23 protein-coding genes and 2 tRNA genes are annotated in these 25006 nt (G+C 53.0%); 21 read left to right on the top strand and 4 right to left on the bottom strand.

The features are described 5' to 3' along the window. Positions 1-36: 36 nt before the first annotated feature. A complete protein-coding gene (locus DACE_RS11685) occupies positions 37-1146 on the bottom strand; it encodes a THUMP domain-containing class I SAM-dependent RNA methyltransferase (RefSeq protein ID WP_006001467.1) in 1110 nt (369 codons plus the stop codon). A gap of 160 nt (positions 1147-1306) precedes the next feature. Between DACE_RS11685 and DACE_RS11680 the strand changes: the two genes are divergently transcribed. After that, positions 1307-2155 (top strand): DUF815 domain-containing protein, encoded by an 849-nt coding sequence (locus DACE_RS11680; protein WP_006001464.1) that lies wholly within the window; start codon positions 1307-1309, stop codon positions 2153-2155. Positions 2156-2251: 96 nt separating this feature from the next. Beyond that, on the top strand, positions 2252-3022 hold the full coding sequence (locus tag DACE_RS11675) for a DnaJ domain-containing protein (protein WP_006001463.1): 771 nt from the start codon (positions 2252-2254) through the stop codon (positions 3020-3022). A gap of 12 nt (positions 3023-3034) precedes the next feature. Here DACE_RS11675 and aat read toward each other — a convergent pair whose 3' ends face one another. From aat to clpS, 3 genes are read right to left on the bottom strand one after another with little or no spacing between them, the layout of a single operon-like run. Next, positions 3035-3757, bottom strand: coding sequence for a leucyl/phenylalanyl-tRNA--protein transferase (aat, locus tag DACE_RS11670; RefSeq protein ID WP_006001460.1), 723 nt, complete (start codon positions 3755-3757; stop codon positions 3035-3037). Next, entirely contained in the window at positions 3757-6021 is a 2265-nt protein-coding gene (clpA, locus tag DACE_RS11665; protein ID WP_006001458.1) for an ATP-dependent Clp protease ATP-binding subunit ClpA, read from the bottom strand. The genes aat and clpA overlap by 1 nt, the downstream gene beginning before the upstream one ends. Positions 6022-6035: 14 nt before the next feature. Next, the gene (clpS, locus tag DACE_RS11660) at positions 6036-6347 is read right to left on the bottom strand and encodes an ATP-dependent Clp protease adapter ClpS (RefSeq protein WP_006001457.1); all 312 of its coding nucleotides are present in this window, start codon (positions 6345-6347) and stop codon (positions 6036-6038) included. Between the two features lie 409 nt (positions 6348-6756). Here clpS and DACE_RS11655 point away from each other — a divergent pair, with 409 nt between their 5' ends. The 19 genes from DACE_RS11655 (at position 6757) to DACE_RS18540 (ending at position 24871) form a co-directional block, all read left to right on the top strand. Further along, entirely contained in the window at positions 6757-7074 is a 318-nt protein-coding gene (locus DACE_RS11655; RefSeq protein WP_006001454.1) for an FtsB family cell division protein, read from the top strand. A gap of 177 nt (positions 7075-7251) precedes the next feature. After that, a complete protein-coding gene (gene argS, locus DACE_RS11650) occupies positions 7252-8916 on the top strand; it encodes an arginine--tRNA ligase (RefSeq protein WP_006001452.1) in 1665 nt (554 codons plus the stop codon). 18 nt (positions 8917-8934) lie between these two features. Then, complete coding sequence (locus DACE_RS11645) at positions 8935-9678, top strand: SPOR domain-containing protein (protein WP_006001450.1); 744 nt, start codon at positions 8935-8937, stop codon at positions 9676-9678. Positions 9679-9751: 73 nt separating this feature from the next. Then, a tRNA-Met gene (locus tag DACE_RS11640) sits at positions 9752-9828 on the top strand. Between the two features lie 31 nt (positions 9829-9859). Further along, positions 9860-9936, top strand: a tRNA-Met gene (locus tag DACE_RS11635). 265 nt (positions 9937-10201) lie between these two features. Continuing rightward, positions 10202-11449, top strand: coding sequence for a tRNA lysidine(34) synthetase TilS (gene tilS / locus DACE_RS11630; RefSeq protein WP_006001447.1), 1248 nt, complete (start codon positions 10202-10204; stop codon positions 11447-11449). Positions 11450-11551: 102 nt separating this feature from the next. Then, positions 11552-13411 (top strand): ATP-dependent zinc metalloprotease FtsH, encoded by a 1860-nt coding sequence (gene ftsH / locus DACE_RS11625; RefSeq protein ID WP_006001446.1) that lies wholly within the window; start codon positions 11552-11554, stop codon positions 13409-13411. Next, positions 13411-14622, top strand: a complete 1212-nt coding sequence (gene folP, locus DACE_RS11620) for a dihydropteroate synthase (protein WP_006001444.1) — start codon at positions 13411-13413, stop codon at positions 14620-14622. Before ftsH ends, folP begins: the two co-directional genes overlap by 1 nt. A 40-nt stretch (positions 14623-14662) precedes the next feature. Next, positions 14663-15421: a diadenylate cyclase CdaA gene (gene cdaA, locus DACE_RS11615; RefSeq protein ID WP_238326418.1), complete on the top strand. Its 759-nt coding sequence runs from the start codon at positions 14663-14665 to the stop codon at positions 15419-15421. A gap of 9 nt (positions 15422-15430) precedes the next feature. Then, positions 15431-16150, top strand: coding sequence for a CdaR family protein (locus DACE_RS11610; RefSeq protein ID WP_006001440.1), 720 nt, complete (start codon positions 15431-15433; stop codon positions 16148-16150). Between the two features lie 22 nt (positions 16151-16172). Continuing rightward, a complete protein-coding gene (gene glmM, locus DACE_RS11605; RefSeq protein ID WP_006001438.1) occupies positions 16173-17543 on the top strand; it encodes a phosphoglucosamine mutase in 1371 nt (456 codons plus the stop codon). 5 nt (positions 17544-17548) lie between these two features. Further along, positions 17549-18265, top strand: coding sequence for a pyridoxine 5'-phosphate synthase (locus tag DACE_RS11600; protein WP_006001436.1), 717 nt, complete (start codon positions 17549-17551; stop codon positions 18263-18265). A 3-nt stretch (positions 18266-18268) separates the two neighbouring features. Further along, complete coding sequence (locus DACE_RS11595; RefSeq protein WP_006001434.1) at positions 18269-18652, top strand: holo-ACP synthase; 384 nt, start codon at positions 18269-18271, stop codon at positions 18650-18652. Continuing rightward, on the top strand, positions 18649-20205 hold the full coding sequence (locus DACE_RS11590; protein ID WP_006001432.1) for an NAD(P)H-hydrate dehydratase: 1557 nt from the start codon (positions 18649-18651) through the stop codon (positions 20203-20205). The genes DACE_RS11595 and DACE_RS11590 overlap by 4 nt, the downstream gene beginning before the upstream one ends. Then, positions 20198-20647 (top strand): CBS domain-containing protein, encoded by a 450-nt coding sequence (locus tag DACE_RS11585; protein ID WP_006001430.1) that lies wholly within the window; start codon positions 20198-20200, stop codon positions 20645-20647. The genes DACE_RS11590 and DACE_RS11585 overlap by 8 nt, the downstream gene beginning before the upstream one ends. 1 nt (position 20648) lies before the next feature. After that, positions 20649-21143 (top strand): tRNA (adenosine(37)-N6)-threonylcarbamoyltransferase complex ATPase subunit type 1 TsaE, encoded by a 495-nt coding sequence (tsaE, locus tag DACE_RS11580; protein WP_006001428.1) that lies wholly within the window; start codon positions 20649-20651, stop codon positions 21141-21143. Positions 21144-21408: 265 nt separating this feature from the next. Continuing rightward, complete coding sequence (locus tag DACE_RS11575) at positions 21409-22632, top strand: aspartate kinase (protein WP_006001426.1); 1224 nt, start codon at positions 21409-21411, stop codon at positions 22630-22632. Between the two features lie 29 nt (positions 22633-22661). Then, a complete protein-coding gene (gene cimA / locus DACE_RS11570; protein WP_006001424.1) occupies positions 22662-24230 on the top strand; it encodes a citramalate synthase in 1569 nt (522 codons plus the stop codon). Between the two features lie 485 nt (positions 24231-24715). Further along, positions 24716-24871: a hypothetical protein gene (locus tag DACE_RS18540; RefSeq protein ID WP_176290137.1), complete on the top strand. Its 156-nt coding sequence runs from the start codon at positions 24716-24718 to the stop codon at positions 24869-24871. Positions 24872-25006: the final 135 nt, after the last annotated feature.

Here is a 25006-nt window from a genome sequence, read left to right as displayed (position 1 = left end):
AAAACGCCCCTGTCACAGTCGACAGGGGCGTTTTTTTTATGGTGCGGGTTGGTGTAACGGATAGAGTGCTACCGGCAGGCCGCCATTGCGAAATTGCAGTTGCGGTGCCGGCACTCCTCGCAGGGGGTGAGGCAGAATCATCGCCCCATGCCATCCGGAAAAATTGGCATCGAAGTGGGCGTGGAGGGCTTGAAGCAGTTGTGGTGTGGTTTGTGATTGCTGCAGGCGTTCCCCGTAAGGGGGGTTGCTCAACCATAAACCTTGAGGGCCGGAGCTGTGTTGCTGTTGATAAGGACATTGTTCAAAATGGATCCATTGGTCGACACCAGCAGCTTTGGCATTGGTTCGGGCGGCGTGAATGGCCTGCTCATCCTGATCGCTGGCGGTAATGGTGATAGATGGAGTGCGTTGCTGGTGCTTTGCCTCGTGCAGCAGGGACTGCCACAGGTTTCCCCGATAACCGGGCCAGTGTTGAAAGGCAAACACGCGCTGCCGGCCCGGAGCCAGTTCGCCGGCAATCATGGCGGCTTCAATGGCCAGTGTCCCCGAACCGCACAGTGCGTCGAGAAAATCGCTGTCGCCGTTCCAGTGACATTGAAGCAGGCAGCCGGCAGCCAGTGTTTCGCGCAACGGAGCCGGTGTCATTTGTTGACGATAACCGCGGCGATGGAGTCGTTCTGCGCTGCTGTCGATGGAGATCTGACAGTGATCGTTGTCGAGACGGACCAGGATCTGCTGACGAAATGGTGTGTCCTGTTGCGACACCGGTGTTCCAAGGGCTTTGCCGATCGCCTCACTGATGGTTTGACCGATGCGGCCACTGTGGTTGAGGCGCGATTGTCGGCAGGTGGTTCGTACGTCGATGGCGGTGCCCGGTTTGAGAAACCGGCCCCATGGCAGACGGACCGCCTTGCGGTATAAGGTTGGAAAATCGCGACAGTTGAAATCCCCCAGTCGCACGACAATCCGACTGGCACAGCGTGACCAGAGGTTGGCCAGATACAGTTCACGCAGCTTGCCGTGAAAAGTAACGCCGCCGTGTTCGATGGAGACCGGCACCTGTAACCGGCTTTTCAGCTCGTCCGCGCAAACCGATTCAAAGCCGGGAGCGACAATGGCGTAAAATTGTTCCTCGGTGTTTTTCATTATCACTCTCCTGTGCAGACATCTTTTTAATCGTGGATTGAATCGTGAACCATAGCATATTTTCGCGTGGCGTACACGTCTGACAGGTGCAAGAGCGATGGGAATCGGGTAGACTGATGGCACAGTTTTAAGACGGACATCTATGGTTGGGAGGACGGTTATGGCCTTTGGTGAGTTGGAAATTGACTGGGATTATCTTCTCGAACGGATCGACCGGCTTCTTGATCTTGGTGAAGCCCGTTTGACCAGCGGCTTTGCCGAGGAGAATATAGATACCGAACTATTTACCAGAGCCGCGGCCTTTTACTGGCAGGGCGATGGTTTACGCCCTTTGCTGGATGTGGACCTTGTGCCGCTGGAGGCTTTAGTTGGTGTGGAACCTCAGCGGGCGTCAATTGTCAAGAACACGGCCCATTTTGTTCAGGCGCTTCCGGCCCATCATGTGTTGATTCGTGGTGAGCGGGGTGTTGGGAAGACCGCTCTGGTGAGAGGCTTGCTGCCGCAATTTGTCGCCGAGGGATTGCGTGTTGTGGAACTTCGCACCGCTTATCTGCAGGATGTTGAAGCTCTGGTGCGCTGGTTGCAGGATGTACCGCTGCAATTTATTGTTCTGTGTGAAGATATTGATCCGGCGGCCAATCCTGCCGGATATCAATCTCTGTTGGCTCTGCTCAATCGAGGCTTGGTTGGCTGTCCGGCCAATGTGCGGTTGTATGCGACCATGACCGATGAAGCTGGTGCCTCTCTTCAGGGGGGAGATCTGGAACGCTACTTTGGTCTATGGCTTGATGTGCCGAAGCAGGATGAACGAGGGTTTTTGCAGATCGTTCAACAATTGGCTCAAGGTTACGGCTGTGCTCCGCTGGAGGCAGAGGCGCAGCAGACGGCGTTACGCTGGGCGGATCAGGGGCGCGGTTTCAGTGCTTTGAGTGCCGAGCAGTTTGTTGTCCATTATTGCGCGGAACGGGCTGAGATTGAGGGGCAGGACAGGGAGGCTCTTGCGGAATAACCGATTTTAAACTTTGCTTCTGCGGTGGTTCCAGTATAATGACGAAAATCGCTCGGATGTTGTTTGGATTGCGTGGTTTTTTCGCTGGGATTGTCTATGTCATTGTTTGCCGAAACAGAGCTGCTCGAAGCCTGCCGGGTCTTATTTGGATCCGATCTGCAGTTGAATCGTGACTTTCTGTTTTATATTCAGCCCAGTGGAGTGAAAACAGCTTACCGGCAGCGTGCCAAAGAGACCCACCCGGACCGCCTGGTGGATGCTGAACCGCATGAGTATGAGCAGCAGACTGAGCTATTTCGCGACGTCAGTGAAGCGTATCAACTGCTGCAGTCCTTCACGGCCGACCCCATCAAACGCCTGTGGTGCCCGGCTGATCAGCAGGCCGGTTTTAATTCCCGGAGTCACTCCTCACGTTCTTCATCCTGGCAGCAGCCTGCAACAGAATCCGATAGTACCTCAAGCAGTTATGAATTGCCTCGTCGCCATCTTGAGTTGGGACTCTATCTGTATTATCGCGGCATTATCAGTTATTCCGAGATGATTGAAGCACTGGTCTGGCAACGTCGTCAGCGGCCCGTCCTCGGTGATCTTGCTGAGCGTTGGGGCTGGTTGAGTGCTGAAGATGTTAAAAGGATCAACAGCTATCATGGTCGGCGCGGGCGGTTTGGAACCCGGGCGGTGGAGCTTGGTTACCTGACCCAGTTTCAGGTTCAGGTCTTGCTGCGCTATCAGCGCCAACTGCAGAAACGTTATGGCCAGTATTTTGTCGAGCAGGGGCGGATGACAAATGCTGAGGTTGACACTTGGTTGCGCGAGCAGCGCTTCCACAATCAACATTTTGAAGATCCTTGGAAAAAATGGCGCTAGTCTTGCGTTATCCTACCTTTTGATGTCTGTACGGACGTGATCCGGTGGCGTGAACGGAAAGCGTCCCGGCACCACCAGACCGTTCTCCCACAGTTCGCACTGATCCAATCTGGAGAGAAAATCATCACGACTGATATCTTTAGCCCCCAGCGAATGCAGGTGTTCGGTGGGCAATTGGCAGTCGATCATCCGATAGCCCAGCGGGCACAGGGCTTGAACCAGAGCGATAAAAGCCAGCTTTGATGCGTCCGTTACGCGATGGAACATGGATTCACCGCAAAAACAACGACCGATGGCGAGACCGTAAAGCCCTCCGACCATCTCGCCCTCAAGCCAGCATTCCACGGAATGGGCATAGCCGAGACGATGAAGTTCGATATAGGCTGACATGATCTCCGGGCTGATCCAGGTTGATTCGCCGCGCTCATCCGCTGTCGCGCAGTGGTGGATGCAGGTTTCAAAATCGCGATCGAAGGTGAGGGTAAAGTGCCCCTGGCGCTGCTTTTTAGCCAGCCGTCGGGCGATGTGCAGGTCGCGCGGTTCGAGGATGCAGCGGGGGTCCGGTGACCACCATAGCAGGGGATCTTCGGGGTGGTTCCAGGGAAAGATGCCACAACTGTAAGCCAGGAGCAGACGGGCCGGCTGCAGGTCGCCACCCACCGCTAGGAGTCCGGTATCTTCCGCCAGACGCGGGGCTGGGAAAACCAGCTCGTCTCCCAAGGCAAAAATGGTCATCAGTCGCTTGTCACCTTGTCTGTGTCCCGAGGCTCAAAACGGAACGTCAGGGTCTCGTTGCGGCAGCCGATGTGCACTGTGCCGCCGTGGCTGAGTTCACCAAAAAGAATCGCGTCGGAAAGCGGATCGCTGATCTTTTCCTGAATCAATCGACCCAGCGGGCGCGCGCCGTAAGCCGGGTCAAACCCTTTACGCGCCAGATAACGCCGCGTCGCGCTGCTGATCTTCAGGGTGACCAGGTTTTCCGCCAGACGCTGGCGTACCTCACCAATGAATTTCGTGACGATACTGTCAATAGCTTCTGGTTGCAGCGCGCTAAAGACGATTGTCGCGTCGAGGCGGTTGCGAAATTCCGGAGAAAAGGCCTTTACCAGAGCCTGATCCGGGCTGCCGGTTCCGGCGGCATTAAAGCCGATTGGCGTGGTGCTCAATTCGCGAGCGCCAGCGTTGCTGGTCATGATCAGGATGACATTGCGAAAATCCGCCACTTTGCCATTGTTGTCGGTCAAGCTGCCGTGATCCATGATCTGCAGCAGGATGTTGAACAGATCGGGATGCGCTTTTTCGATCTCATCAAGCAGTAGTACCGTGTGCGGTTTTTTGATCACGGCATCGGTGAGCAAGCCGCCCTGATCAAAACCGACATAGCCCGGTGGGGCGCCGATCAGCCGGGCCACCGAGTGTTTCTCCATATACTCGCTCATGTCAAAGCGGGTAAAAGCGACCCCGAGCTGTTGAGCCAGTTGACGAGCGACCTCGGTTTTGCCGACACCGGTGGGACCGGCAAACAGGAATGAGCCGATGGGGTGTTCGGGGTGGCCGAGTCCGGCTCGAGCACGCAGGATCGAGCGGACCACCTGATGAATTGCCGGGTCCTGGCCAAATACCTGCTGCCTGAGTTTGCGTTCCAGATGTTTCAGTTGCTTGCGATCATCGCGGGAGACGGAGCGTGTCGGGATCTGGGCCATCTCGGCGACAATGGTTTCGATATCCTTAACCTGGATGGTTTGTCGCCGGCTGCCCTGGGTGCGTAACCGCGCACCGATTTCGTCGATCAGATCGATGGCCTTGTCCGGCAAATGGCGATGGGTCAGGTAGCGATTCGACAGCTCCGCTGCCGCTTGCAACACCTCATCGCTGTAGCGGATGTTGTGAAACTGTTCGTAGTGGCTGCGCAGACCCTGGAGAATGGCTACTGTCTCATCAACACTCGGTTCATGGACGTCAATTTTTTGGAAGCGTCGCGACAGAGCTCGATCTTTTTCAAACAGGGTCTTGTACTCATCATAGGTTGTGGCACCGATGCAGCGGATGTCGCCGGACGCGAGCATCGGTTTTAGGATGTTGGAGGCATCCATGGACCCCCCGGATGTGGAGCCGGCACCGATGATGGTGTGGATCTCATCGATGAACAGAATTGGTTGCTCCTGTTCGGTTAATTCATTGAGAACCGCCTTAAGGCGTTCTTCGAAATCGCCACGGTATTTGGTGCCGGCCAGTAGAGCTCCCATGTCCAGAGAATAGATCTGGCTGTCTTTAAGGATTGCCGGGGCGCTGTCTTCCTCAAACAGAGTGGCCAGACCTTCGGCCAAGGCGGTTTTGCCCGTGCCCGGTTCACCGACCAGAATCGGATTATTTTTTCGGCGGCGACACAGCACCTGCATGGTGCGCTGCAGCTCGTTTTTGCGACCAATGAGTGGATCGATTTTGCCGTCGCGCACCCGTTGGCGCAAATCGACGGTGTAATTCTCCAGAGCAGTTTTCTTGCGCGCACCTTTCTCTTTTTTCTCGGGCGCGTCCTTCGTTTTTGGTGAAGATGGCTTATTTCCCTGGCTGCCGATACCGTGGGAGATGTAATTAAGCACATCAAGGCGTTCAATACCCATGGTCGACAACAGTTGGGTGGAGTGGTTTTTGTCTTCACTGAGGATGGAGACCAGAATGTCGCTGGTGTTGACCTCATCTTTTCCGGCGGCACTGCAATGCGTGACGGCATGCTGCAGCACCCGTTGCAGCGCAGCGGTTTGTTCGGGAACTTGCTGTTCATCCTCCGGGACCGTCTCCATCTCCGCGTCAAAGTACTGGTCAAGGTCCAGGCGGATTCGATCGACATCGCCACCGCAGTTGATGATGATTTTTTGTGAATCATCGCTGTAGAGCATGGCGTAGAGGATATGTTCGGTCGTCAGATACTCGTGGTGGCGGCGTTGAGCTTCCTGTACTGCCAGGGAAAATATAATCTGAACTTCTTTACTGAATGTCACGACTCAGAATCCTTTCAAGCCTCTTCAATGGAACAGCGCAGTGGGTGTCCGGCGCTGCGTGCTCGGCGGTGGGTCTGTTCGACTTTGGTCTCAGCAATCTCGAAGGGGTAATTGCCGCAGACCGCCAGCCCTTCATGGTGGATGGCCAGCATGATACGGGTGGCTTCCGCCGGTTGTTTGCGATAGATATTCTCCAACACCTCAACCACAAATTCCATGGTCGTGTAATCATCGTTGTGCATGATCACATTGTAGCGTGGTGGACGAGCTGTTTGTTCTTTTGATAAAACCTCGCCTTCCGGTGTGGTCTGTGTGGGTGGAGCCATGGCGTCCTCAGTTTCGTTTTAATTGCAGGCAGGGATGGTCGCATTTATTTGTGGATGAAATCAAACGTTGAACGGCTTCGGTTTGATTTTATTCACCCACCCAAAAAGGCTGACCGTTTTTTGACCGCCCACTCATGATCTTTGTTTGTTGTAAAAGGTGTTGCTAAATGGCGCAGATGGTTTTGACGCCACTCCCTTTAGGATAGTTTTTTTTTCAGGGAGAATCAATCTCTGTTGAGCTTTCGACGGCGTGAGGGAGTTGTGTTTTGTCTGCAACCATCGTGCTTTTTTCTGGCAGTTGTTTTGGCCGGAATAAACGGTTGAACAAACATAAAGGATGTCTTAAACTACTGGGATTATCGGATTGTGTGTAAACTGTCTTTCTTGCTGCTCGCTGGAACCCTCAACGATGACCTCAGCGCCGGCCACAGAGTCGAAAAAAAATCTCACTCAATCACGGTCTTTCTTGTTGATTGCCGTGGCAGTAGTAGGGCTCGGGTTCGCTTTGTTTGGCGAAAAGGGAGCATTGCGTTTGCATCAGGTTCAGCAGCACCAAGCCCAATTGTTGGCGCGTTATGAACAACTGCAGCAGGCGAATACGCGACTGCGTAACGAGATTGACTCGCTCAGTCATGATGAGCGCTATATGGAACAGGTGGCACGCAGCACCTTCAATCTGGTACGCGATGGAGAAATTATTTACCAATTCTCTCCGTCAACGCATTAAGAGACCGTCGTGAACCCGCTTTTTCGCCAACCCGGCGAAGCGGTTCTGACTGAATTTGTATAGGGGACGTTTGGTCCCCTATTTTGTTTATCAGGGATTTCAAACCATGGAATCCGCTGAGGCCCAAGAGTTTTTCCGGAATAAAAACCGGGTTTGCCTACGAAGAGTAATGGATCAATGAAAACACGTTTGAAAGAAGCGGTTGCGTTGGCATTGCGTCAATGCTTCGATGCCGAGACGCTGATCAGTAATGAAATTCCCGATTTTGCCATTGAGGTGCCCAACCGCAGTGACCATGGCGATTTTGCTGTCAATGCCGCTATGCTCATGGCGCGCACAGAGAAAAAAGCGCCCCGACAGATTGCTGAAATTCTTGTTGCGCAATTAAAGGAACAACAGGGACTCTGGGACCGGGTTGAAATTGCCGGCCCCGGATTTATCAACTTTTTTCTCAGTGCGTCCTGCTGGCATGAAGCGTTGAAGCAGATTTATGCCCAGGGAGCCGGTTTCGGTAAATGCGATGTCGGTGCTGGTAAACGGGTCCAGGTCGAATTTGTCAGTGCCAATCCCACCGGCCCTCTGCATATCGGTCATGGCCGTGGCGCGGCCACCGGTGATGCCGTCGCCTCGGTCCTTCAGGAAGCTGGGTTCGAGGTGCAGCGTGAATACTACATCAACGATGCCGGTAATCAGATGGACACGCTAGGTCGTTCCATCTATTTGCGCTATTGCCAATTGCAGGGGCAGGAAGTTGATTTTCCTGAAGATTGCTATCAGGGTGATTATATTCGCGACTATGCCCAGCAGGTTCTCGATGGTGAAGGACGGCGTTTTCTCGATATGGAAGAAGCTGACGCCATCGCCTGGTTTTCTCGCGAGGGCGGTGAGGCGATTCGCCAGGGGATTGACGCTGATCTGCAACAATTCGGTATTCGCTTTGATAACTGGTACAGCGAACAGACCCTCTATGATCGTGATCTGGTCAAGCAGGGTATCGATGCTCTGACCCGTGATGGCTACACGTACGAACAGGATGGTGCCATCTGGTTCCGTACCACGGATTTCGGTGATGACAAAGATCGGGTGCTGATCCGTTCCAACGGGGCCACCACTTATTTTGCTTCGGATGTTGCCTATCACCGGGAAAAATATCAGCGCGGTTTCGATATCGTTATTGACGTGTGGGGCGCTGACCATCACGGTTATGTGCCGCGGATGAAGGCGGTTCTCGCCGCCTTAGGACGCAATCCCGAAGATCTGCAGATCATTCTGGTGCAATTGGTCAACCTGTTGCGCGAAGGCGAACAGATTGCCATGAGTACCCGAGCTGGAAAATTTGTCACCCTCAAAGAGGTGGTGGATGAAGTTGGCAGGGATGCCTGTCGGTTCTTCTTTCTGATGCGTCGCTCCGACAGTCAGCTCGATTTTGATCTTGAACTGGCAAAAAAACAGAGCACCGAAAATCCGGTTTATTATGTTCAGTATGCCCATGCTCGCGTGTGCAGTATTAATCGTAATGCTGAAGAGAGTGGTGTTGCACTGCTTGGTGGCGATGAGGTTAAGCTGGAAGCTTTGACCCTGCCTGAAGAGTTACAGTTGACTAAAATGATGTCACGCTATCCGGAGGTAGTTGCTTCAGCGGCGTTGAACTATGAACCTCATAAGATCACCTTTTACCTTCAGGAACTGGCAGCCCAATTCCACAGCTACTATAATCAGCATCGGGTGATTGTTGATGATGTGGATGTCAGCCAGGCGCGGTTGTATCTGGTCAATGCTGTTAAACAAGTGGTGTCTAGTGCCCTCACTGTTCTCGGGGTTTCCGCCCCGGAAAAAATGTAAGTAACTCGGAGGTACGTGATGTCTCAAGTGGATTACAGTCGGCGTGAACCAAAGGCCAACGGCCGTCGTTTTATCACTGTTCTGGTTCTGGTCGTGGTCCTGTGTCTGGTCAGTTTCTCCCTGGGGTTGATGGTTGGCAAAAGCGGTAAACCCGTTGTGGAAACAACCCAGATTCAAACGGTCCCGCTGCCGCCGCAACCGAGAACCGTCGCACCGCAAGCGCAGCCCGCTCCATCATCCGAACAGTCGGCGATGGCGGAAGTCGGCGACGAAAAAGCCTCTCAGGTCACGGAACAACCAGCGTCGAACGATCCCTTGCGAGAGTTGCTGCCACCGGTTGAGCAGATGCCTTTAGGTAGCGGAATTAATCATGGTGCCGAACAGACCGCTGCTGAGCAGGCAACTGCGGCTGCCGAGCCGATTACGGCTACGGCTCCAGTGAAAGTCCCTTTGCCTGCTAAGCCGGTGGTGACTGCGCCGGTCGTGGAGAAGCCGCAAGCGGCGACAACTGTTGTTACCACCGCAACCGGATATGTGGTTCAGGTGGCATCATTCAAGCACCGTCAGGATGCTGAGACGATGAGTTCCAAGCTAGGTAAGGACTTTCCGGTCGTGGTGCGTCAGGCCGATCTCGGTGAAAAAGGTCTCTGGTACCGGGTGCTGGTTGGCCCGGTGGCGACCAAGGCGGAAGCTGAAACCCTGAAGCAGGATTTGAAAAAGAAGGCTTCCACGGATGGTTTTATCAAAAAATTCAGCGCGTGAGCAATAAAACGAAATGCGAAATTTTTTGTCTTGACAAGCGCGCGCTAAACGCGTAGATATCCCTTCGCTTTGACGCGGGGTGGAGCAGTTTGGTAGCTCGTCGGGCTCATAACCCGAAGGTCGGAGGTTCAAATCCTTCCCCCGCAACCAAACAATGAACCGGCAACGGTTAACATAGTACGGCGGTGTAGCTCAGTTGGTTAGAGCATGCGGCTCATATCCGCAGTGTCCGGAGTTCGAATCTCAGCACCGACACCAATTAAACCCTCTTCCTGATTCAGGAGGAGGGTTTTCTTTTTCCTTTAGATCTCTTTTATACTCCGTGTTCAATACGTATTAATAGTTATTCTGCCTGTGGTCTACTTGTATAAATATCCCACAGGATTTCCATGCCATATTTTTCTGGTTGAGAAAATTGCCGATACGATTAGCCCAGCATCAGCTGATCGCTTCTGGGGCGACCGTAGTTATTGGTGTGTCCGGCGGCGCTGTTTCGGTGTGCCTGCTCCATGTTTAGGTCGAATTGGCGGGGCAACACCACTTTGATGTGGTGGTTGCACACCTTGACCATGGCCTGCGTGACGAAAGTGCTGATGACGCATTGTTCGTCCAGGAGCTGGCGGCACGGCTTGATCTGCGTTTTTTTAAACGTCGCGTTGAGGTTGGGGGGCTGGCTCAACGCAATCGATGGGGACTGGAAGAGGCCGGTCGTGAAGCTCGTCGTGCTTTTCTCAGTGAAGTTGCCGATCAGGTTGGGGGCGCTGTCATTGCGCTGGCACACCATCGTGATGATCAGTCGGAAACCGTTTTGATGCATCTGGCCCGTGGTTGCGGCGTGGGTGGTTTGGCCGGCATGCGTTGGCAAGAGGGGAAGTATATCCGACCGATGCTCTCCATCTGCCGGAATGAGATTAACGCTTTTCTGCAGCGACATCGGCTTGAGTGGCGTGAGGATGACAGTAATCGCAATGAGCGATTTAAGCGCAATCTGATCCGCCATCAGGTTCTTCCCGCTTTGACCCGCTATAATCAACAGACAGTACGCCACATTGCTGAATTAGCGGAAAAAGTTGCCGTTGAAGAGGCGTATTGGCAGCAGCAGCTCGATGATTGGTTGGGGCACCATGCGTGTGAGCAGCAAGGTCAGTGGCAGGTCGCGTGCCTTGCCCTGTGTGATTGCCATCCGGCGTTGCGCCATCGGTTGTTGCGTGAGCTGCTGGCACGAGTCCGTGGAACAACGCGGGGTCTGGGGGGGGGTCATGTCTTTGAGTTGGATCGGCAGTTGTTTTCCCCGGCGCCGCAGTGGCAGATGGATCTGCCCTGTTGCTGGGCGGCACGCCGCTATGATCATCTGGTGTTTCGTCGGGAAGCACCGGTTCCAGCCGCTACGGTGGACATGGTGATCAACGGCCCAGGCCGTTATCGCGTTGATGGACAGCGTACATTGCTGGTTAAGCGCGGAACGTCTGATAGCTGTGAAGCGCCGGCTGTTTGGTTTTCGGATCAACAGATTGACTTCCCGTTGCGGTTGCGTTCTTTTCAGCCTGGTGACCGTATCCAGATGGCGGATTCGGCTGGACATAAAAAGCTCAAAGCTTTGTTTGCCGAGCATCGCTGGACGAATGAAGCACGGCAGCGCGCCTTGGTCCTCGAATGCCGTGGCGAGATTCTCTGGGTGCCGGAGTTACGCCAGCGCTGTTGCCTGCCGATAAGCAGGGATACAAAGAGTGGTTTTGTGCTGCATGTTCTCAAAGCGAAAGATAAAATATAATTGAGAAACGCCAGTCTGTATGGTAGTTTGCAGCTAATCAAAAGATGATTATTTTCCCCATGACACCTTCCGGTGTTATCGACATATTCCCAGGGAGGAAAAGTGAACCAGTTTTATAAGAATATTGCTTTGTGGCTTGTGATTTCCCTTGTCATGATTTTGCTGTTTAACATGATGACGCAGCAAGATCAGCAGCGGGAAGCGGTCAGCTATACAACGTTTATCAATGCGCTAGAAGACGGCCGTGTCCAGGATGTGACAATCCAGGGGCCCAACCTTGAAGGGACTTATGAAGATGGTACCCGTTTCAAGACGTTTGCCCCGGATGACCCCAGCCTGATCTCCGAGTTGCGTGAGCGTAAAATTGTCATTGACGCCAAACCGGAAGAGGATCGCAGTTTCTGGATGACCATGCTGGTGTCCTGGGGGCCGATCCTGTTGCTGATTGCCGTATGGATTTTCTTCATGCGCCAGATGCAGGGTGGTGGTGGCAAGGCCATGAACTTTGGCAAAAGCCGTGCCCGATTGTTGTCTGATACTCAGGGTATGGTGACTTTCAAGGATGTTGCCGGGGTCGATGAAGCCAAAGAAGAGCTGGAAGAGATTGTTGCTTTTCTAAAAGATCCGAAAAAGTTTACCCGACTCGGTGGGCGCATCCCCAAGGGGGTGCTGCTGGTTGGTTCGCCGGGTACCGGTAAAACCCTGCTGGCCCGTGCCATTGCCGGTGAGGCGGATGTGCCGTTCTTTACTATTTCAGGTTCCGACTTTGTCGAGATGTTTGTTGGTGTCGGTGCCAGCCGGGTCCGTGACCTGTTTGCTCAGGGCAAAAAAAATGCGCCGTGCATCATCTTTATCGATGAGATCGATGCTGTCGGTCGTCACCGTGGTGCCGGTCTCGGCGGTGGTCATGATGAGCGTGAGCAGACCCTCAACCAGTTGTTGGTTGAGATGGATGGATTTGAGTCGAACGAAGGTGTCATTCTGATCGCTGCGACCAACCGTCCTGACGTTCTGGATCCGGCCTTGCTGCGTCCCGGCCGTTTTGACCGGCAGGTGGTGGTTCCTCGCCCGGATATCAAGGGTCGGACTACAATTCTCAAAGTCCATGCCCGTAAGGTTCCCATGTCGGATTCCGTGGATATGGAAATCGTGGCCAAAGGAACGCCTGGATTCTCCGGTGCCGATCTGGCGAACCTGATCAATGAAGCTGCTCTTCTGGCTGCTCGTGCCAACAAAGAGCTGGTCGATATGAGTGATCTGGAGGCGGCTAAAGACAAGGTGATGATGGGCGCTGAACGACGCTCCATGGTCATCACTGAAGAGGAAAAGAGAGTTACTGCGTATCACGAAGCCGGTCATGCCCTGGTGGCATTGAAGATCCCCGGTTCCGACCCGGTTCACAAGGTGTCGATTATTCCCCGTGGCCGTGCTCTTGGCGTGACCATGTACCTGCCCTCGGAAGAAAAATACAGCGAGAGCCGCGACGGCCTGCTGCGTTCCATGTGTGCTCTGCTTGGTGGTCGTGCTGCGGAAGAGATTTTTCTTAACAGCATTACCACCGGGGCCAGCAACGATATTGAACGGGTTACTTCACTGGCACGTAAGATGGTGTGTGAGTGGGGCATGAGCGAAAAACTCGGCACTCTGGCCTTTGGTGAAAAAGAGGGTGAAGTGTTCCTGGGGAAAGATATGGGGCACGTGAAAAACTACAGTGAAGCAACGGCCGAAATGATCGATGCTGAGATCAGCCGTCTTGTCACAGAGTCATACGACAAGACCTGCACCATCCTGCGCCAAAACAGCGATATCCTCGAAACTATGGCTCAGGAACTGCTGGAACGTGAAACCATTGATGCTAAAGATATTGCCCGCATCCTTGGTGAGGAACCTGCCCCTTCTGCAGCCGCTGAAGAGGTCGTTATTGCGCCGACCGATCCGGCTCTGGGGGAAGACGCGGAATAATGCCGTTCCAGCCGCGAGTTCTCCAGCTGCACACGGCGGAGCAGGTGCGCCGCCAGCTTGAGGCCATCGCGGTTGATCCCTGTGGGGTCAACCTGATGACGGACAAGGCCCTGCATATCAACCTCTTGCTCGAGAAGGTTTCTTGTGTAGCGGCCAATATCCTCAAACAGGAGATGTTGGCACTCGGTGGTGACGCTGCCGTGGCGCGTGGGACCGTGGCCTGTTCCATTGACCACACGGATGTTGTGTTGATGGGGACACGCAAACAGCTGGCTCAGTTGGTTGTGCGGTTGCCGCGACAACCCTTTGGACTCAAAGCCCTGGCTGCGGAGCTCGACACTGTTCTGACAGCGACGGGGGCTGTGAAGATCCTTGCCGGTTGCCGCTGCCGACTTGATATTTCCCGGCCCCAGGTAATGGGGATCATCAATGTGACGCCGGATTCATTTTACGACGGTGGCGTTTGTTTAAACCTCGATGCGGTGCTGCGTCAGGCGGAGAAGCAGGTTGAAGACGGAGCGGATTTGCTTGATGTCGGCGGCGAAAGTACCCGACCCGGTGCCGCTTTGGTGACCATGGACGTCGAGCTTGAACGGGTGGTGCCGGTGGTTGAGGCCCTGAAGCAGCGTTTTGATCTGCCGATTTCCGTCGACACCAATAAAGCTGGGGTTGCTGAAGCTGTTCTGGAAAGTGGTGCTGATTTTATCAATGACATCAGTGGTCTGACCTTTGATGCCGAGATGGCGACGGTCGTGTCACAAAAAAAAGCCGGTGTGTTTGTCATGCATACCCGTGGCTGCCCGCAAACCATGCAGAAGGATACCTCCTATCATGATTTGCTCACCGAGGTGATCGGTTCTCTGCGCCACTCTATTGATCTGGCTCGTCAGGCTGGGGTTCCCGCAGAGTCGATCAGCGTCGATCCGGGAATTGGCTTTGGCAAGTCCGTTTCCGGCAATCTCGAATTGCTGCGCCGCCTGGATGAAGTCGCGGCTTTGGGCTATCCGGTGCTCATCGGCGCGTCGCGCAAAAGTTTTATCGGCGCGGTTCTCGACCAGCCGGTTCCACAGCAGCGTCTGTATGGCTCTCTGGCCAGTGTTGCCGTTGCCGCCCAGAATGGTGCGCATCTTTTCCGGGTGCATGATGTTGCAGCAACCCGGCAAACCGTGGACCTGGCCTGGGCGATCAATCACGAGACTCACATGGCGTAGCGTTGCGCCGAGAAAGATCACTATGGGGGTATTCGATCAGATGATGAAAGATTTCAGATGGATGCTCGACGTCCTCGACATCGCTCTGGTTGCGTTTATCATCTATCGGATCATTCTCCTGATCAAAGGCACCCGGGCGGTCCAGATGCTGATCGGTCTGGCGGTTCTGCTGGTGGTCTTTGTCGTTTCCCAACTTACCGGTCTTTATACTCTCCAGTGGCTGCTTGACAGTTTTCTGACCTCGATTATCCTCGTCATCGTTGTTATTTTCCAAAGTGATATCCGGCGTGCTCTGATGCATGTCGGTCGCAATCCTTTTTTTGCCGATGTGTCATACCGTGAAGAAACGCAGGTGATTGATGAGCTTGTGACAGCTGCTGTCAATCTGGCCAATAAAAAAATTGGTGCTCTGATCGTCATTGAACGGGAAACCGGTCTGAAAGGTTTTCTAGAGGTGGGTGTGGAGATTGACGCCAAGGTCTCATCGGATTTGATTTGTGCGATTTTTCTGCCATATTCACCGATTCATGATGGTGCGCTGGTTTTGCAGCAGGGTCGTCTGAAGAAAGCCGGTTGTTTTTTACCGCTGTCACAGGATCCGGATATCAGCAAAAACTTGGGGACACGGCATCGCGCTGCTATCGGGTTAACCGAAATGGTTGATGCGGTGGCTATTGTTGTTTCTGAAGAGACCGGCAAGATCTCCGCCGTGGTTGGCGCCAGAATGACGCGCGATCTCGATTCCACCTCCTTGCGCCGAATTCTCACCCGTCTGCTGGATCCGGGGAAGAAAGGCTAAGGGACGACTATGCTGCAACTGATCACCCGGAACTGGCATCTGAAACTGCTGTCGCTGATTTTTGCCACTTTGTTGTGGCTGTTCGTCACCGGCGAACAGCGCGCTGAGGTGGGCTACTCGGTTCCTCTTGAGTTGAAGAATGTTCCAGCCGATCTGATTGTTGCCAATGAGGTTCCCAGTCTGGTGAACCTGCGGATCAGTGGGCCGCGTACCTTGTTGTCCAACCTGGAATCGTCGTCACTGAGCCTTTCCGTCGATTTACGTGGTCTTGAACCGGGATTGACTACGTTTAAGCGTCTCGATGAGAATCTCAACATTCCCAGTGCTCTCAAGGTGGTGCGTTTGTCACCGTCCTATGTTGAAGTGAAGCTGGAGCGGATTCGGGAAAAATCAGTTCCGGTCACGGTGGTTCTCACCGGTGAGCCGATGCCGGGTCAGAAGGTTTTGGCCACTGTGGCAAGGCCGGACAGGGTCTCGATTCGTGGTGCGGAAAGTGAAGTGAAACGGATCGACCATGTCGAAACCGAGCCGTTGGATATTGCGGGTATTCGGGAGGATTTTATCATGACGGTTCCAGTGGACTTTCGCGGGACCTACACGGAGCTGTCTGATAAAAAGACTGTTGAGGTTGAAGTCCATTTTGTCTATGAACCTCCCATTGAGATGGAACAATCGAACGCCTCCGATGACGCTGATGTGTCGGTAGCTGCGCCATCTTCTGTTAATTAATCAACATTATTGAAAGAGATCCATGACGAAAAAATTTTTTGGGACTGATGGTGTACGTGGCGTCGCCAATGTTTATCCGATGACCACGGAGATTGCCATGCAGCTTGGACGGGCTGTGGCGTATCTGTTCAAAGGTTCTGACAAACGCCGCCGCATTGTCATAGGCAAGGATACGCGTTTGTCGGGATATATGATTGAGAATGCCATGGCTTCGGGGATCTGCTCTATGGGCGTTGATGTGCAACTGGTCGGTCCGTTACCGACACCAGGGATTGCGTTTATTACCAACTCCATGCGCGCTGATGCCGGGGTGGTGATTTCCGCATCGCATAACCCTTATCAGGATAATGGCATAAAGTTTTTTTCAAACGAAGGTTTGAAGCTGCCGGATGAAATGGAATTGCGCTTAGAGCAGTTAATGTTCTCTGAGGAACTGGATGTGTTGAGGCCCACAGCGGATGAAGTCGGGAGGGCCTTTCGTATTGATGATGCCACCGGGCGTTATATCGTGTTTTTAAAATACACCTTTCCGCGGGATCTTGATCTGCGCGGCATGAAGATCGTCGTCGATTGTGCTAACGGCGCGGCATATAAGGTCGCCCCGGCGGTGTTTGAAGAACTGGGTGCGGATGTGGTACGCATCGGGGTGTCGCCCAACGGCACCAACATCAATGCCGGTTGCGGGTCACTGTATCCGGCAGAGCTTGCCGATGCGGTCAAGGAGCATGGTGCGGATGTTGGTGTGGCTCTGGATGGCGATGCAGACCGGGTCATCTTTGTCGACGAGACTGGCCGCGAGGTCGACGGTGATCACATTATGGCGATCTGCGCGACCCATATGCTTGGAGAAGGGACTCTGGCTCACAATACGCTGGTGGCGACGGTGATGAGTAATATGGGGTTGGATATTGCCTTGCGCCGCGCCGGTGGTACGGTTGTTAAAACAGGCGTTGGTGACCGTTATGTGGTCGAGGAGATGCTTAAAAAAGGCTATAACCTTGGCGGAGAACAGTCCGGCCACATGATCTTTTTCGATCATAACACCACAGGCGATGGTGTGTTGTCGGCCTTGCAGACGCTGGCGATCATGCAGCGCACCGGTAAGCCGTTGTCGCAGCTGGCCGGAGTGATGACCGCGCTGCCGCAATTGCTGGTCAATGTTCGAGTGAAGGAAAAGGTTGATCTGGCCACGGTGCCGGCGGTCCAGCGGGTGATTGATGCCTGCAATGAGGAATTGGGTGAAACGGGCCGGGTCCTGATCCGTTATTCTGGAACCGAGCCTTTGTTGCGCATCATGCTTGAAGGGGAAAATGATCAACAGATACAACGGTTGGCCGATGATATTGCTGATGCCGTTGTGACACATTTGCAGGGAACACGGGAAGGAGCATAACCGTAATGGCACGTTTAGGAGTCAATGTTGATCATGTGGCAACAATTCGTCAGGCCCGTGGCACGAAGGAGCCCGATCCGGTAACAGCGGCAGCTTTGGCCGAACTGGCTGGTGCGGATGGTATTACCGTTCATCTGCGTGAAGACCGTCGACACATCCAGGATCGCGATGTCGAAATCCTCCGTCAGACTCTCCAGGTGCCACTCAATCTGGAGATGGCGGCAACGGATGAAATGGTGGCTATCGCCTGTCGTCTGCGCCCCGATTGTGTCACTCTGGTACCGGAGAAGCGACAGGAGCTGACCACCGAGGGTGGTCTTGATGTTGTCAGCCACTCGCAACACCTCAAAGAGGTGATTGCCCGACTGCAGCAGAATGGCATCGTTGTCAGCCTGTTTATCGATCCTGACCTGAAACAGATCGATCAGGCGTTTCAGGTGGGAACCGACACCATTGAGATCCATACTGGGCTCTATTGTGACGCGCCGACACGTGGTGCCCAACTGGCGGAACTGGCCAAGATAGAGCAAGCTATCCATGAGGCTAAACATGTCGGCATGGGAGTCAATGCCGGACATGGTTTGAATTATCGCAATATTCAAGATGTGGTTGCTCTTGGAGTAATTGAAGAGTTCAATATCGGCCATAGCATCATTTCTCGGGCCGTGTTGGTTGGTCTTGATCAAGCCGTTCGTGAGATGAAGTCGCTGGTAGCGGGGTAATCCGTGGCCATCGCTGGAATCGGAACCGATATTGTCGATGTCGAACGTTTTGATCGTTTTATCGACGAAGATAACCAGACGTTGTTGCAGCGGTTGTTCACTCCGGGCGAGCTGGACTATGCCCTGCCGCGTAAATGCGCTGCACAGCATCTTGCCGCCCGGTTTGCCTGCAAGGAGGCGTTTGTCAAAGCCTTAGGCCTGGGCATGCGAGATGGCATGACCTGGCACGACATTGAAGTGGTTCGTGATGAGCTGGGGTGCCCATCATTAGCTCTGAGTGGGCGGGCTGCTGAAATTTTTGAGCAACGGCAGTTGTGCGCTCACCATGTTTCCTACAGCCATGAAACGCGTTGGGCCGTTGCCACGGTCATTGTGGAGGAATCATGAAGCTCCTTACCGCTCAACAGATGCGTGAACTCGATCAGACCACGATCAACGACTATGGTGTCCCGGGCATTGTGTTGATGGAAAATGCCGGTCACGGTGCGGCGCGTTTTATTGCAGAACGCTATCAACACCTTTTCCCTGGACCGGTGCTGGTGGTTGCCGGTAAAGGAAACAATGGTGGTGACGGGTATGTGATTGCCCGCCATCTGGAGAATTGGGGCTGGACGGTGAAAGTTGTTGTGCTTGCTGAGCACGATGCGATCCAGGGTGATGCGGCTGTCAATCTCAATGTGCTACTCAACAGTCAAGCTGATGTTGTTTTTGCTGCCGATGGCGACAGTTTTAAAGCACAGAGCACCTCCTGGTGTGGCATGAAACTGTTGATCGATGCGGTTTTCGGCAACGGACTTAACAGCGAAGTGCGAGGACATTACCGTCAGGCCATCGAATGGATGAACGCGTACCCGGCACCAGTAGCTGCTGTGGATATGCCTTCGGGGGTCGAGGCGACCAGCGGCCGGATTCTCGGGGTGGCGGTTGCCGCCGATTGCTCGTTGAGCTTTGCCTTTGCCAAACTTGGTCAGGTCAGTTATCCGGCGCAACGTTGCAGTGGCGAGCTGCATGTCGTTGATCTGGGCATGCCCTTGTGTGTGACTCGGTCTGTGTCGTGTTGTTATTGCCTGATCGATGCCGAACTCGCGGCATCGTTGCTGCCGGTACGGCAGGCGGATGATCACAAGGGAACCTTTGGTCATGCTCTGGTTGTCGCCGGATCTGTCGGCAAAGTTGGTGCGGCACGCATGACAGCTCATGCAGCTCTGCGCAGTGGGGCCGGTCTGGTCAGTGCCGCGATTGAGTATGATCTGGTTGGGCAACTGATGGCACAAACCCCGGAAATCATGTCGCGGCCTATGCGTGGAGAGAACGGCCAGTTGTCGGTGGCCTGTTTTGATGCACTCAAAGAAGCGTGGGCAGATATGTCCGCCGTGGCTGTAGGACCTGGTTTGGGAACGGATGTAACGGTTGCCGCTCTGGTTGCTCGGTTGGTGGCGGAGTGTCCGCTGCCGGTGGTTCTTGATGCGGATGCGCTGACGGTGATGGTCAATCAACTCTGCGGCCTGTCGCAACGTTCGGGTGCGACTGTTATCACACCCCATCCGGGTGAAATGGCACGACTCACCGGGTTGAGTATTGCAGAAGTTCAGGATAACCGCATTGACGTGGCACAGGCTTTTGCTCGTGACCACGGGGTAGTTGTTTTGCTCAAGGGCGCCCATACCGTGATTACGGATGGTGAACGTGTCTGGATCAACAGCAGTGGCAACAGTGGTATGGCCAGTGCCGGTATGGGCGATGTGCTGACCGGGATGATTGTCTCTTATCTGGCTCAGGGGCTCGAACCATTCTGTGCGGCTGCCCTTGCCGCGTATGTTCATGGCGCAGCAGCGGATCTTTGTCGACAACAGTTCGGCGGGGTTGGCTATCTAGCCGGTGATGTCATGGCGACTATTCCCATGGCACGCCGCTTAATTGAGGAGGAATGTGATGCTTAAAGCTAAAGATATTATGACAGTCGATGTGTATAGTGTTCAGGAAAATACTGAGATCAAAGCCTTTGCTGCCCTGTTGGAAGAAACCGGTGTCAGTACCATGCCGGTGGTGGACGGTGATAATATTCTGGTTGGGGTGGTCAGTGCCACGGATCTGATCGATCGTGATAAGCCTCTGCATATCCCCACCGTGGTATCGCTGTTTGATTGGGTTATCTATTTGGAAAGCGAGAAAAACTTCGAAGAACAGGTGCAGCGGATCAGTGCTCAGACCGTAGGTGAAATCTGCACCAAACCGGCAATCTCCTGTACTCCGGAAACTCCGGTCAGTGAAATTGCTGATTTGATGGTGACCAAAAAAATTCATCTCATCCCGGTGGTGAATGGGGAGCAGTTGGTCGGGGTTGTCGCCCGCCTCGATATTGTCAAGTCTCTGGGAGCGTGATGTGGTTCTGCTCGACCTGAACAGTGCCAGTGAACAGCAGACGCTTCGTTTGGGCGAAGCGTTGGGAAAACTGTTCCCAGCAGGCAGTCTGATCTTGCTTCACGGCGACCTTGGTGCGGGGAAAACCTGTCTCGCCTCTGGTATTGCCCGTGGTGTCGGGGTTGATCCCGACGTGCCTATCACCAGCCCCACCTATACGTTGCTTAACTGCTATGAAGGGCGTCTGCCTTTGTACCACTTTGATTTATATCGTCTCGGTGGTGAAGAGGAACTGGAGGAACTGGGGTTTGACGAGTACTTCCATGGCGATGGCGTTGCGCTGGTCGAATGGCCCGAGCGCTGTCCCGGACTGGAAGAGGGGGCGGTGCTTGTGGAAATGGCCTATGTGGATGAACATCAGCGTCATATCCGTTTGCAGACTTCAGAACCATTTTGCCGTGAACACGATGCCTGTTGTCGGGCCATTCGTTGCTTGGCAGATTGTTTCGATGGTTGAGCGACGAGAGTTGTTTTCACTCGTCCTAAGACAAATCCAGTAAAAAATACCTCTGGCGGGAGAAAAATAGAACAACAGTTTGTCCATTGCTGTCTTGGTCTTATGGGGGCTGGCGGTGCTTTTTTTGATGAAACCCCCAGCAGGAACATAAAAGTTTTGACCCTGTTATAAATTATTGTTAAAACCTCTATGCCGCTCAGCTTTTTGCTGTTTACGTCAAATCGGCGGCGGATATGTAATTGCCGATGAAGGAGGAAAACCTAAAATGGCTCTGGTGGTACAGAAATATGGCGGAACGTCCGTCGGGACGACCGATAAAATTCGCAATGTCGCCAAGCGTGTTGCCCGCACTTATGATGAAGGCAATGATGTGGTGGTTATCGTTTCGGCGATGGCCGGCGAAACGAATAAGCTGGTCGCGTTGTCGCAGGAGATGTGTGAGTTTCCCAGCGAGCGTGAATACGATGTGCTGGTTTCAACTGGCGAGCAGGTGACCATTGCCCTGCTGTCCATGTGCCTGCAGTCCATGGGATACAAGGCCAAAAGTTATCTTGGACATCAAATCCCCGTTAAAACGGATAATGCTTCAGCCCGTGCCCGGATTAAGGAGATTGGCGATGAAAACATTCGTGAAGATCTGAAAAATGGCTCCATTGTTGTTGTCGCCGGTTTTCAGGGCATTGATGATGAAGGGAATATTACGACCTTGGGTCGCGGCGGTTCCGACACCTCGGCGGTTGCTGTAGCGGCGGGTCTTAAGGCCGATGTCTGTGAAATTTACACCGATGTCGATGGTGTTTATACGACGGATCCTCGTATTGTATCCAATGCCAGTAAAATCGAGAAAATCTCCTATGAGGAGATGTTGGAGATGGCGTCACTTGGCGCCAAAGTCTTGCAGATACGTTCGGTTGAATTTGCTAAAAAATATAACGTTGTAATCCACGTTCGTTCCAGCTTTAACGACAATCCTGGGACACTGGTGATGAAGGAGGATGCTGAGATGGAGACCGTTCTGGTTTCAGGGGTAACCTGTAATAAAGATGAAGCAAAGATTTCTGTACTGCGGATTCCTGATCATCCCGGGATCGCTGCTGATATTTTCTCACCGTTAACTGAAGCAAACATTACCGTGGATATGATCATCCAGAACGTTTCCCATGAAGGGTTCACGGATCTGACCTTTACGGTTCCCAAGGGGGATCTGAAAAAAGCCCTCAAGTTGGTCGAAGAGACTGCCGGGAATATCGGTGCCAGCGGTGTGACATCGGATGACAAAGTGGCCAAAGTTTCTATTATCGGTGTTGGTATGCGCTCCCATTGTGGTGTGGCTAGCAAGATGTTCGCTGCCCTGTCGGCCGAAGGTGTCAACATCCAGATGATTTCAACCAGTGAGATCAAGGTGTCCTGTGTGATTGAAGACAAATACACCGAACTGGCTGTACGTGTTCTTCACGATGTGTTCGAATTGGGCAGTCAGGGAGAATAAAGCTCTTAGTGCCCCAAAGGAGTAGGATTATGGATCAGGTACTGCTGTATGACACCACCCTGCGTGATGGCACACAGGCCGAGGATATTTCGTTTCTGGTGACCGATAAGGTGCGCATTGCTCAGCGTCTCGATGAGCTGGGAGTGCACTACATTGAAGGCGGTTGGCCCGGCTCAAACCCCAAGGATATCTCCTTTTTCGAAGAGATTAAGAAGGTAACCCTCAAACAGGCTAAGATTGCTGCGTTCGGCTCCACCCGTCGCGCCAAGACCACCCCGGAAAAGGACAACAATATTCAAACCCTGATCGCGGCTGATCCTGATGTGGTGACGATCTTCGGTAAAACCTGGGATTTCCATGTTCATGAGGCGCTGCGTATCACGCTGGAGGAGAATCTGGAGCTGATCAATGATTCTCTGGTGTACCTGAAAAAACATATTCCTGAAGTGATCTACGATGCCGAGCATTTTTTTGACGGCTACAAAGCCAACCCTGACTATGCTCTGAAAACACTCAAGGCCGCGGAAGATGCCGGGGTCGATTGTATTGTGTTGTGTGATACTAACGGTGGAACCCTGCCCCATGAATTTCCAGAGATTATGGCAGCGGTTCGCGAAACAGTCTCAACGCCTTTGGGGATTCATGCGCACAATGATAGCGAATGTGCTGTAGCCAACTCGCTGATGGCCGTTGCTTGCGGAGCTGTCCATGTTCAGGGAACGCTCAATGGTTTTGGCGAACGGTGCGGTAATGCTAATCTGTGTTCGGTGATTCCGGCTCTCAAGCTGAAAATGGCCAAAGAGACGGTCAGCGACGAGCAATTGCAATCGTTGCGGCTGGTGTCGCGCCATGTCTATGAATTGGCCAACTTGATCCCCAATAAGCATCAACCTTATGTCGGCAATTCTGCGTTTGCCCATAAAGGGGGCGTTCACGTCTCGGCGATTCAACGTCATCCGGAAACCTATGAGCATATCCGTCCTGAGCGGGTCGGCAATACCACGCGCGTTTTGGTGTCGGATTTGTCCGGACGAGCCAACATCCTGGCCAAGGCAGAACAATTTGATATCAACTTGGACAGCAAAGATCCGGTGACACTGGAAATTCTTGAAGATATCAAAGAGATGGAAAACAAAGGGTACCAGTTTGAAGGTGCGGAAGCTTCCTTTGAGCTGTTGATGCGTCGGGCGCTCGGCACCTTACGCCATTACTTCTCGGTGATTGGCTTTCGCGTGATTGATACCAAGCAAAAAGAGGGTGATAAGCCACTCTCCGAGGCTACGGTTAAAGTTAAAGTCGGTGGGCGCATTGAGCATACTGCTGCTGAAGGTGATGGCCCGGTCAATGCGTTGGATAACGCTTTACGCAAAGCGCTCGAACATTTTTATCCGCAGCTCAAAGAGATGCGTCTGTTTGATTATAAGGTTCGTGTGTTGCCCAGTGGTCAGGGAACCGCATCGATCACCCGAGTGTTGATCGAATCCGGTGATGATGACTCTCGCTGGGGAACTGTGGGGGTTAGCGACAATATTATTGATGCCTCATACCATGCTCTGATCGACGCGTTGCAATATAAATTAGTAAGAGATACGAAGTAACTCACCACCGCTTGCTTTTTCGTCATATTTGTGACGATAAGCCCACAGCGACCGTCAATTTAATGACGACTCCTGTGGGCTTTTTGTTTTCTTCTTGGAAAGACTCTCTCTGGCTCGGAATTCTGACTGATTTACCCCTGATTCAGTTGTGATCTTTCGTGACTGAAAGAGCACTGAAAAGTCCAGATCTATGCGATATCTGATAGGAATTTCGCTGCAATGCCTTGCGAAGCGAGGTGAGGAGGTGGCCAGGCGCCATTTTAATGACGTTTTTCAGTGGTGTCGCTCTGTGGATGTGTCGTAAATGAATCGTGAGGTGCTGAAATGGGAAAAATGTTCATTCTAACTCCTTGAGCTATCGTCGTTTTTTTTCTTTGTGGATATGGAACTGAACCAGTTGGCATTGTTTGTGTAGTTACTTACTCCCACAACGTAAACATGAAGTTTTCAATGACGAAGATTAAATTTACGAAAGGGGAACCACAATGAAATGCCCAAAATGTAAAGGCCGCATGTACTCCGAAAAGTATTTTGACTTTGTCCGTTCCTTTGAAGCGTGGAAATGCAGCTGCTGTGGTGAATTGCTGGATTCAACCATTGTTGCCAACCGAGCCCGTAATCATAATCATTATCTTGGTTAATTCCTTTTTTATAGTAACACCCGAAAAAGTCGAGCATTTCGCTCGACTTTTTTTGTGTCTGAATTCGACCCGGTTGAACCCGCCCTCTGATCTGATATCGTTAAATTAACCCACCGCAAAAACACGTCATTACCC

Origin of the sequence: Desulfuromonas acetoxidans DSM 684 (assembly GCF_000167355.1) — a bacterium.
In the GTDB taxonomy this organism is placed as follows: domain Bacteria; phylum Desulfobacterota; class Desulfuromonadia; order Desulfuromonadales; family Desulfuromonadaceae; genus Desulfuromonas; species Desulfuromonas acetoxidans.
The sequence above is the reverse complement of the archived record's forward strand: the minus strand, read 5'-3'. Positions and strand labels throughout refer to the sequence as shown.

Coding starts and splice junctions, on each gene's coding strand:
- DACE_RS11675 (WP_006001463.1), top strand. CDS start 2,252: ATGTCATTGTTTGCCGAAACAGAGCTGCTCGAAGCCTGCCGGGTCTTA.
- DACE_RS11610 (WP_006001440.1), top strand. CDS start 15,431: ATGCTGCAACTGATCACCCGGAACTGGCATCTGAAACTGCTGTCGCTG.
- folP (WP_006001444.1), top strand. CDS start 13,411: ATGCCGTTCCAGCCGCGAGTTCTCCAGCTGCACACGGCGGAGCAGGTG.
- glmM (WP_006001438.1), top strand. CDS start 16,173: ATGACGAAAAAATTTTTTGGGACTGATGGTGTACGTGGCGTCGCCAAT.
- argS (WP_006001452.1), top strand. CDS start 7,252: ATGAAAACACGTTTGAAAGAAGCGGTTGCGTTGGCATTGCGTCAATGC.
- DACE_RS11645 (WP_006001450.1), top strand. CDS start 8,935: ATGTCTCAAGTGGATTACAGTCGGCGTGAACCAAAGGCCAACGGCCGT.
- DACE_RS11655 (WP_006001454.1), top strand. CDS start 6,757: ATGACCTCAGCGCCGGCCACAGAGTCGAAAAAAAATCTCACTCAATCA.
- aat (WP_006001460.1), bottom strand. CDS start 3,757: ATGACCATTTTTGCCTTGGGAGACGAGCTGGTTTTCCCAGCCCCGCGT.
- DACE_RS11585 (WP_006001430.1), top strand. CDS start 20,198: ATGCTTAAAGCTAAAGATATTATGACAGTCGATGTGTATAGTGTTCAG.
- DACE_RS18540 (WP_176290137.1), top strand. CDS start 24,716: ATGAAATGCCCAAAATGTAAAGGCCGCATGTACTCCGAAAAGTATTTT.
- clpS (WP_006001457.1), bottom strand. CDS start 6,347: ATGGCTCCACCCACACAGACCACACCGGAAGGCGAGGTTTTATCAAAA.
- cdaA (WP_238326418.1), top strand. CDS start 14,663: ATGATGAAAGATTTCAGATGGATGCTCGACGTCCTCGACATCGCTCTG.
- DACE_RS11575 (WP_006001426.1), top strand. CDS start 21,409: ATGGCTCTGGTGGTACAGAAATATGGCGGAACGTCCGTCGGGACGACC.
- cimA (WP_006001424.1), top strand. CDS start 22,662: ATGGATCAGGTACTGCTGTATGACACCACCCTGCGTGATGGCACACAG.
- DACE_RS11685 (WP_006001467.1), bottom strand. CDS start 1,146: ATGAAAAACACCGAGGAACAATTTTACGCCATTGTCGCTCCCGGCTTT.
- DACE_RS11680 (WP_006001464.1), top strand. CDS start 1,307: ATGGCCTTTGGTGAGTTGGAAATTGACTGGGATTATCTTCTCGAACGG.
- DACE_RS11590 (WP_006001432.1), top strand. CDS start 18,649: ATGAAGCTCCTTACCGCTCAACAGATGCGTGAACTCGATCAGACCACG.
- DACE_RS11600 (WP_006001436.1), top strand. CDS start 17,549: ATGGCACGTTTAGGAGTCAATGTTGATCATGTGGCAACAATTCGTCAG.